8 protein-coding genes and 1 pseudogene are annotated in these 8,466 nt (G+C 69.8%); 4 read left to right on the top strand and 5 right to left on the bottom strand.

From position 1 onward, the window contains the following. The 3 genes and pseudogenes from FW784_RS14405 to FW784_RS10510 all read left to right on the top strand — a co-directional run. Positions 1–215 (top strand): annotated as a pseudogene (locus tag FW784_RS14405) (beta-ketoacyl synthase chain length factor); the annotation flags it as partial. Beyond that, positions 208–1,026 carry a glycosyltransferase family 2 protein gene (locus FW784_RS10515; protein WP_149353295.1) on the top strand — a complete coding sequence of 273 codons (819 nt, stop codon included), beginning with the start codon at positions 208–210 and terminating at the stop codon, positions 1,024–1,026. The pseudogene FW784_RS14405 and the gene FW784_RS10515, both read left to right, overlap by 8 nt. Before the next feature lies 1 nt (position 1,027). Further along, the gene (locus tag FW784_RS10510) at positions 1,028–2,683 is read left to right on the top strand and encodes an NAD(P)/FAD-dependent oxidoreductase (protein WP_149353297.1); all 1,656 of its coding nucleotides are present in this window, start codon (positions 1,028–1,030) and stop codon (positions 2,681–2,683) included. An 86-nt stretch (positions 2,684–2,769) separates the two neighbouring features. On the opposite strand, the gene FW784_RS10505 is transcribed toward FW784_RS10510, so the two are convergent. Genes FW784_RS10505 through fabG form a run of 3 tightly spaced genes read right to left on the bottom strand, consistent with a single transcriptional unit; the run spans position 2,770 to position 4,624 of the window. Then, entirely contained in the window at positions 2,770–3,198 is a 429-nt protein-coding gene (locus tag FW784_RS10505) for a hypothetical protein (protein WP_187770773.1), read from the bottom strand. A gap of 59 nt (positions 3,199–3,257) precedes the next feature. Further along, positions 3,258–3,848, bottom strand: a complete 591-nt coding sequence (locus FW784_RS10500) for a hypothetical protein (protein WP_149353293.1) — start codon at positions 3,846–3,848, stop codon at positions 3,258–3,260. A gap of 53 nt (positions 3,849–3,901) precedes the next feature. Beyond that, complete coding sequence (gene fabG, locus FW784_RS10495; RefSeq protein ID WP_149353292.1) at positions 3,902–4,624, bottom strand: 3-oxoacyl-ACP reductase FabG; 723 nt, start codon at positions 4,622–4,624, stop codon at positions 3,902–3,904. Positions 4,625–4,780: 156 nt separating this feature from the next. On the opposite strand from fabG, the gene FW784_RS10490 reads away from it, so the two are divergent. Further along, positions 4,781–5,701: a GAF domain-containing protein gene (locus FW784_RS10490; RefSeq protein ID WP_187770772.1), complete on the top strand. Its 921-nt coding sequence runs from the start codon at positions 4,781–4,783 to the stop codon at positions 5,699–5,701. A gap of 8 nt (positions 5,702–5,709) precedes the next feature. On the opposite strand, the gene FW784_RS10485 is transcribed toward FW784_RS10490, so the two are convergent. Both FW784_RS10485 and FW784_RS10480 read right to left on the bottom strand, forming a co-directional pair. After that, entirely contained in the window at positions 5,710–6,174 is a 465-nt protein-coding gene (locus FW784_RS10485) for a hotdog family protein (protein ID WP_484482016.1), read from the bottom strand. Further along, positions 6,171–8,465: an MMPL family transporter gene (locus tag FW784_RS10480; RefSeq protein ID WP_149353290.1), complete on the bottom strand. Its 2,295-nt coding sequence runs from the start codon at positions 8,463–8,465 to the stop codon at positions 6,171–6,173. Before FW784_RS10480 ends, FW784_RS10485 begins: the two co-directional genes overlap by 4 nt. Position 8,466 lies beyond the last annotated feature (1 nt).

Raw genomic sequence — 8,466 nt, 5'->3', positions numbered from 1 at the left:
TGGTGCTGTCGCGCGGGGGAGCCGGCGCGCGCCTGAACATCGAGCTGCGCGACGGCGAGCCGGACCCCGTGCAGGGTGCGCTGCTCGCGCGCGCGCCGCACAATGCAATGCGGCCGATGCTGCCGTTGTTCGAAGCCCTCGCGGCGCAGGCGCCGCATTGCACGCTGAAGGCCGGCCCCGGCCGCGTGCTCGACGTGGAGATCCTGCATGGCTGAGCCGATCGTCGCCCGCGACATCGCGATCGTGGTACCCGCGCTCAACGAGGAGTTGCGGATCCGCGATGTCGTCGTGGGCGCGCTCGCGCATTGCCCGAACGTGATCCTGATCGACGACGGCTCCGACGACGCCACCGTCGAGCGCGTCGCCGACCTGCCGATCATCGTGATCCGGCACCCCACGCGGTTGGGCAAGGGCGCGGGCCTGCGCGATGGCTTCGCCGAAGCCGTGCGCCGCGGCTTTCGCGGCGTGATCTCGATGGACGGGGACGGCCAGCATTCGGCCGACGACATCCCGCGGCTGCTGGAGGCGGCGAACGCGTATCCGGACCACATCATCATCGGCGCACGCCTGCGCAAGCGCTCGCGGCAGCCGATGTATCGACGACTCGCCAACGAATTCGGCGACTGGGGCATCGCGATCGGCTGCGGCTTCCGGATCGCGGACACGCAGAGCGGCCAGCGCTTCTATCCGGCATCGGTATGCGCGCTCGGCGACATTCCCGGGGAAGACTTCGTCTACGAGGCGCAGATCCTGATCTCGGCGTCGCGCCAGCTCGGCGTGCGCTGCGTTTCGGTGCCGATCGAATCGCGATACCAGGCAGCGGTGGGCCCGGTGAACTATCGCAAGAGCCATTTCCGTCCGTTGCGCGACCTGTGGCGCATCACGTCGCACGTGGTGCGCGAGGTGACCGCGCAGGGCGGCTTGCTGGCGCAGTACCGCCGCACGCGCTCGACGCCCGTGGTGATCCACGACCCCAGCGGCGAATTCGCCGTGCAACCGCGCATTGCCGAGGCACGCCGTGGCTGACATGCCGCGCGACACCGACACCGACGTCGCGATCCTCGGCGGCGGCCTCGCCGGTCTCACGCTCGCGCTGCAGCTGGCGCGCCGCGATCCGACGTTGCGCATCGCCGTGATCGAGCGCCATCGCCACCCGGTACGCGAGGGTGCGTTCAAGGTGGGCGAGTCGACGGTCGAGATTGGCGCGCATTATTTCGCGCACGTGCTCGGGCTCCAGGAGCACCTCGACACAGAGCAGCTGCGCAAGTTCGGCTTCCGCTTCTTCTTCAGCGATGGCAAGACCGACATCGATCGGTGCACCGAGCTGGGCGTCAGTCGCCTGCTGCCGGCAACGTCGTGGCAGATCGATCGCGGCCGCTTCGAGAATTTCCTCACCGACCACGTGCGCGCGCATGGCGTGACGTTGCACGAAGGCTCGATGGTTCGCGGCATCGATGTCGGCAGCGGTGGCGCCGCGCATGCGGTGCGCTTCGAGACGGACGGTGAAACGCGCGAACTGACCGCGCGCTGGCTGGTGGATGCGACCGGCCGCGCCGGGGTGCTCAAGCGCAAGCTCGGCCTCGCCGAAAGCAACGACCACGATGCCAACTCGGCGTGGTGGCGCGTTTCCGGCCACATCGATCCGCGCACGTGGAGCGACGATGCCGCGTGGCTCGATCGCTGCGTACCGCCGGATCGCTGGCGCTCCACCAACCACATGTGTGGCGAGGGCTACTGGTTCTGGCTGATCCCGCTGTCGTCCGACCAGCATTCGCTCGGCATCGTCTGCGACGGCGCGCTGCATCCGCTGGACACGATGAACACGCACGAGAAGGCGATGACGTGGCTGCGCAAGCACCAGCCGCGGGTCGCGGCGTCGCTCGACGAGCCCGGCCACGCGCTGCAGGACTTCGGCTTCCTGCGCCATTTCTCGCATGGCGCCAAGCAGGTGTTCTCCGGCGACCGCTGGGCGCTCACTGGCGAGGCCGGCGTGTTCCTCGACCCGTTCTATTCCCCGGGCAGCGACTTCATCGCGATCAGCAACACCTACATCTGCGAAATGATCAATGCCGACCGCGCCGGCCAGCCGGTCAACGGCATGGCCGCGCTGTACCAGCAGCTCTACTTCTCGTTCTACGAGAACACGATGACGCTGTTCCGCGGCCAGTACCGCCTGTTCGGCGATGCTCAGGTGATGCCGCTCAAGGTGATCTGGGACTACACCTATTACTGGTCGCTGCTGGCGCCGCTGTTCTTCTCGGGCAACCTCACGTCGCTGCAGGTGCTGGGCGCCTTGCGTCCGCTGTTCGGGCGGGCGAACGCGCTCAACCTCGGCATGCAGGCGCTGCTGCGCGAATGGGGCGAGCGCAATTCCGCGGCCGACGGCGACACCGCGCCCGCGGACGATCGACTGCTCGACCAGTACCGCATCGGCTGGTTCCACGAACTCAACCGCCAGCTCACCGACACGCTGGCACCGGATGCGTTCATCGCTCGCGTGGGTGTGGATGTCGAACGGATGCATGAACTCGCGGCGGAACTGCTGGCGCACGCGCGCAATCGCCACCCCGGGATCGAGGCATCGGCGTTGGAAGCGCTGCTTGCAGGTCGAACCGCGGCGGCCTCCGCGCTGCTCGGCGCGGCCTGGTACGCCGAGCCGGTCGAGGATTCGCTGACCGCTTAGCTTCGACGCGTCGGCCCCTGTTTTCGCGCCCCATCGGGCGGGCGCGCTGGCCGGACGGGTTTCGCAGTACCGGAGGCGCCCCGGCCTCAGGGGCCGGGCGCCTCCGCGACCCAGATCGCCACCGCGCTGGCGCGTTCCTTGGGCGGGCTGATGCCCACGCTGAGTCCGCCGCCGATGTGGCTGCCGCCGCCACCCACGCCGATCCCGACGCCACCGGCAGACGGTACCTGCCCACGGTTCTGGATCAGCACGCCGTTGGCGCCCAGTTTCGCCGCTTCGGTGCGCAGCTTGAGCATCAGCGCGTCGTTTCGGTTCTGCGCGCCGTAGGTGAATTCGCCGGTGGTCGCGTCGAGCAGCGCGATTTCGACATAGCGCGACGTCGGCGGCTGCAGATAGACGCGCACCATCTCGACCGCGATCGGCGGCCGCGGGTCGGAGATCATCACGCGCGACGCGCTGGCGCAGCCGGCGAGCGCGACGGCAAGGGCAACGGGAATCAGCAGTCGCAGCTTCATGGCGGGCTCCATCGGGATGTGGCCATCTTCGGCGGGCGCGATGAACCCGGCGTGCATCGTCAGTCCATCGCGCGCGCGGCGGTCGCCACCGGGGCGCCGACGGGCGTCTCGACATTGGCGTCGAGGTAGGACGCCGCCATGTCGGCCAACCGCGCGAGCATGAGCTTGTCCGCTGCGCCGAGGCTGTAGCCGGCGAAGATGCCGTACGCGCGCTGCTCGAAGTGCGGCTCGGCGATGACTTCGCCGCTCGCCTTGTCCACGAGGTGCAGCTTCAGCACCGCCCAGGACTTGCCGCCGAAGCCGCCGAACAGCAGCCGCTTGCCGCCGGTGATGAAACGCACGTCGGCGATCTCGGGCGTGAGCAGCAGCGTGCGCGACGTTTCGCCCGCGGCCTTCGCGTTGCGGGCGTCGACAAGCTTGCGGATGCGTTCCTCGAGGTCCACCTGCAGGTAACGCTGGGCGATGACGTTGGCTTTGTACGCGGCCAGCCCGTCGGCGAGCACGAGCGGCGCGAGTTCGTAGCGGTCGAACGTTGACAGCGCCACCGAGGGCGGTGGATTGCGCTCGTTGGCATTGAAGGCGGGCGTCGCCTGCAACGGGCCGTTGAAGGCGAGTGCGAGCACGGCGGTTGCGAGGGCACGTCGGAACACGGGGCATCTCCACGATCGGCGAATGGCCGACCCGGGTACCGGTGTAACAGGCGCTACGCCATGCCGCCGTTCACGCCGATCACCTGCCCGTTCACATAGCCCGCATCGTCACCGCAAAGAAACGCCACCAGAGCCGCGACTTCATCCGGCGTGCCGGCACGCCCGGCCGGCACGATCTGCTTGATGGTCTCGGCGGGAAACGCGTCTTTCGCCATCGAACCTTCGATCACGCCGGGCGCCACCACGTTTACCGTAATGCCGCGGCTGGCCATCTCCCGCGCCAGCGACTTCGACGCACCGTGCAGCGCCGCCTTGGCGGCCGCGTAGTTGGCCTGCCCGCGGTTGCCCGTCACGGCCGCCACCGACGAGATGCTGACGATCCGTCCCCAGCGACCGCGCGCCATCGGCAACAGAAGCGGTTGCGTCACGTTGAAGAAGCCGTTCAGCGACACGTCGATGACGCGTGTCCATTGCTCGCGGCCCATGCCTGCCATCGGCGCGTCGTCGTGGATGCCGGCGTTGTTGACGACGATCTGCACGGGCCCGGCTTCGAGGATGCGCGCGATCGCCGCATCGCTCGCCGATGCATCGGCGACATCGAACGCGATCGCTTCGGCCGAGCCGCCACCGGCGATGATCGCGTCGGCCACTGCCTGCGCGCGTTCCCGCCGGCCGTTGGCATGCACGATCACATGCACCCCCTGCGCGCCCAGGCGCCGCGCGATCGCGCCACCGAGATCGCCGCTGCCACCGGTGACGAGTGCCCGTCGGGTCATGCGCCTGCTCCATCTGGTCGGACCGCATTGTCGCGCAGGTGCGGCCGCGGCCGGGCTAGCCTGCTCGCCCCGGATGCGAGGCCGGGGGTAATCCCCCCATTTGAGATGCCGGTGGAAGCAGCGAGAATACGGATCCCCCGCCCCGACGATGACGCCATGTCCGAACATCAGCGCCAGCGCGATCTCGACACATACCGCATCGTCGACAGCCTGCCCGAAGCGGCCTACGACGACATCGTCCGGCTCGCCTCGCGGCTGTGCGACGCGCCGATCGCCTCGATTTCGCTGGTCGACCGCGACCGCCAGTGGTTCAAGGCGCGCATCGGCCTGGCGACGGAGCAGACCTCGCGCGACATCGCCTTCTGCGACCACGCCGTGCGCGAACCCGAACTCCTGTTCGAAGTGCCGGACACCGCGGCGGACGAACGCTTCGCCGACAATCCCCTGGTCACCGGCAGCACCGGCCTTCGCTTCTACGCGGGCATGCCGCTGGTGACGCCCAACGGCACGGCCGTGGGGACGGTCTGCGTGATGGACCGCGCGCCGCGCCAGCTCGACGACGCGCAGCGCGAGGCGCTGGCATCGCTGGCCCGGATCACGATGAACCTGCTGGAATCGAGGCGGCAACTGCTCGATGCGCGGCGCGAAGTGGCGTTGGACACGCCGCCGGAGGCCGCGTCGACGGCTGCGTGCTATTCGCTGGTCATCGTCGAGATCCAGTCCTACGCCGCAGTGGTGCAACAGCGCGGCCACCGCATCGTCGAGAACGCGCTGCAACAGTGCGAACACGCGCTCGAGCGGATTCTGCAGCCGGGCGAGTCGCTCAACCGCGTCAGTGGCGCGCAGGAGTTCGTGCTCACCCTCGAGGGCGAGGTGCCGGCGGAACGGCTGCGGCAGATCGAACAGCTGGCCGACGCCACGGCATCGGCGCTCGGCGTCCACGCGGTCGCCGCAGCAGCGACCAGCGGCAGCGCGACGGAGAGCCCGCTCGCCGTGTTCGAGCGCGCGGACGAGGAACTCACGCGGCGCAAGAATGCGCGCATCAATCTTCAGGACGCGGAGATCGCGTCGCTGTAGCGCCTGCGTCAGGCCGGGTGGATCACCGCGGCGCGGCCTTCGGCGATGGTCGCGCCGGCGTGTCGGATCACGAACGCGTACTGCCAGCCCGCATCACTCTCGACCAGTACCTCTGCGTCGCCTTCGATCGCGCCGTCGAGGTCATCGATGCGATCACGATGCAGCACGACGCCGCGTAGCGCCACCAGCAGGCCCGGTTTGGCGCAGCCGCCCGACTGCGCCGCGCGCAGTCCACCGTGCACGGCCATCGCCTGCGCGCCGTATTCGCATAGCGCCACCGCGTGCAGGCGGTCGCCGGCGCGCAACGGATGGTCGCGATCGCCCTGGTCGAACGCCTGCAGGCGGATGCAGCGCGCGTCGGCGTCCACCACGCGCTGCCACAGGCACATCCGCCCCTGGTGCGGCACCAGTTGCGCAATTGCCTCGCGCGACTGCGGCAGGCCGGGCGCATCGAGCACGCGCGATCCGGTCAAACCGGCGTCTCCGCAGCCGCCGCCGACACCGGCGCGCTGTCATGGCGCACGATCAGCAGCGCCAGCACGAAGTTGGCCGCCACGCCGAGCGCCACCGGCAGGCCGATCGCGCGCAATACCGGGATCGACGACAGGCCGAGCAGCAGGAACACGATCAGCGTGGTCAGCGAGCAGACGATGATCGCGTGTAGCGCGCGCACCTGTTCTTCGGGATCGTCGCCGGCGTGGTCGAAGAACAGCGCGTAGTCCAGGCCCAGGCCTGCGGCAAGGATGAGCGCGACCAGGTGGAACAGGTTGAGTTCGACGCCCGCGAGGCGGAGCACCGCGAGAATGAGCAGCGTGGTCAGCGCCATCGGTGCCAGCACGCGCATGACGCGCCGTGGCGAACGCAGCGCAACGAAGACGGTGGCGATGAGCAACACCCCGGCAAGCGCGAGTGCCCAAAGCACGCGGCCGCGGTAGGCCGCGACCAGCGATTCCGATGCTTCCTTGAGATCCATCAGTTGCGCGCCGCTGCCCTGCAACGCGTGCGCAACGACCGCCGGATCGGTGAGTCCGGTCAGCGTGACCAGCGCGGTCGCGCCGTCGGCCCGCGGCAACAACAGGCCCTCGACGCCGCTGGCCAACGGCGTTCCGGCGAGGTCGCGCGGCGTCAGCGGTTTCGCGGTGCGCGCAGTCGCGACATCCTCGATGAAACCTTCGAAGGCATCAGGCAGGAACGGGCTGGCGGCTACCGCGGCGTCGAGGTCGTGGCGCAGCACGTCGGCCGTCGGCAGTCGCGACTGGCGGGCGCGTTGCGTCGCGGCGCTGGGCACGTAACGCGCCGCGAGGTCGTAGCCGGCGATCGCGCCCTTGGCACGCAAGTCGTCGAGCGCCGGAATCAGCCGCTCGCTCGCCTGCAGCGCCGACTCCACGTCGCGCGCGTCGACCGTGACGAGGTAGCGCACGTCGGGCGCGCCGAGCTCGCTGCGCAGCGCCGAATCGCGGGCCAACGCATCCGCCGGAATGGGCGTCAATTTCGACAGATCGTTCTGCCAGAACGCACCGGGCGCGAACGCGAGCGCGGCGAGCAGCAGGCCGGCGAGCAGCAGCCCCGGCACGACGCCGAGCCGTGGCCAGCGTTCGATGCGTGCCCACCACCTGCGCAGCCGCGGCGAATCGGCGAGGTCGTGCGGTGCGGGGTCGATCAGCGCGGGCAACAGGAAGCGCGCGGCCAGCGCGGCGCTGCCGAGCCCGACCACGGTGAACACCGCGAGCTGGCGCAGCCCTTCGACGCCGGAGACCAGGAACGTCATGTACGCAATGCACGTCGATGCGACGCCGGTGCCGAGCGTCGGCCACAACGCCTTCGCACTGGCCCACGGCGACACGCCCGGACGCTGGTGGCTGAACAGGTGGATCGGATAGTCCTGCGCGACGCCAATCAGCGTGAAGCCGAAGGCGACGGTGATGCCGTGCACGCCGTCGAAGCAGAACGCGACCGCGGCAAGCCCGGTGAGGCCCGCGGTCGCCAATGGCAGGCCGCCCAGCAACGGCGCCTTCCACGAGCGATACGCGACCCACAGCAACAGCACGAAGCAGATCGAGTCGACCATGCCGATCAGGCCGGCCTCGTGCTGCGTGCGCCCGGCGACTTCCACCGCGAACGCGCCGGGGCCGGTGAGCACGAGCCTGGTCGGGGACTTCGCGCGCACCGCGTCGAACGCCGTGCGAATCGACGCGAGCGCGGTTTCCTGCCCTTTGGGGTCGAACCCGGCCGCGCCGGTCTGGACCGCGAGCAGCGCGCGGCGGCCATCGCGCGTGAACCAGACGCCTTCGATCTTCTGCGGCGACGCGGCGGGCTGCCAGCGCTCGGCGAGCTTGAGCATTTCCAGCGTCGGATCGCGTTCGATCACCGGCTCGATCACCGACGCCATCGGCGAGCCGAGGTCGGCGACGCGTTGCTGCAGCTGGTCGGCGAGCGCGGCGCTGCCGAGGCCGCCGGCCGACGGGCCGTCCGAAAGCAGGTAGCGGTACGGGCGCAGGCGCTCCGGAATCGCCGACAGATCGGCGTCGCCGTTGGCGGCAAGTGCGATCCCCGGCGTGGTGCGCAGCTTCGTCGCAAGCGCGCGCGACTGTGCGGCGAGCGTGGCCGCGTCGGCGCCTTCGATCGACAGCAGCAACAGCCGTGCGCCGGGACCCTCGCCCAGCTCGTCCATCAACAGGTGCTGCGCGGGCGTGCGCGGCGCCGGCATGAACTTGCGCAGGTCGCCGCCGAGGTCGAGCGACCGGCCGGCCGCCCAGCCGAGCAGG

Source organism: Cognatilysobacter lacus, assembly GCF_008274655.1.
Taxonomy (GTDB): Bacteria; Pseudomonadota; Gammaproteobacteria; order Xanthomonadales; family Xanthomonadaceae; genus Cognatilysobacter; species Cognatilysobacter lacus.
Note: the sequence above shows the minus strand (reverse complement) of the source record. Positions and strands in the feature narration are given on the sequence as shown.

Excerpts from the sequence above, each read along its gene's own strand:
- FW784_RS10515 (WP_149353295.1), top strand. The coding sequence starts at position 208 with ATGGCTGAGCCGATCGTCGCCCGCGACATCGCGATCGTGGTACCCGCG.
- FW784_RS10505 (WP_187770773.1), bottom strand. The coding sequence starts at position 3,198 with ATGAAGCTGCGACTGCTGATTCCCGTTGCCCTTGCCGTCGCGCTCGCC.
- fabG (WP_149353292.1), bottom strand. The coding sequence starts at position 4,624 with ATGACCCGACGGGCACTCGTCACCGGTGGCAGCGGCGATCTCGGTGGC.
- FW784_RS10490 (WP_187770772.1), top strand. The coding sequence starts at position 4,781 with ATGTCCGAACATCAGCGCCAGCGCGATCTCGACACATACCGCATCGTC.
- FW784_RS10510 (WP_149353297.1), top strand. The coding sequence starts at position 1,028 with ATGCCGCGCGACACCGACACCGACGTCGCGATCCTCGGCGGCGGCCTC.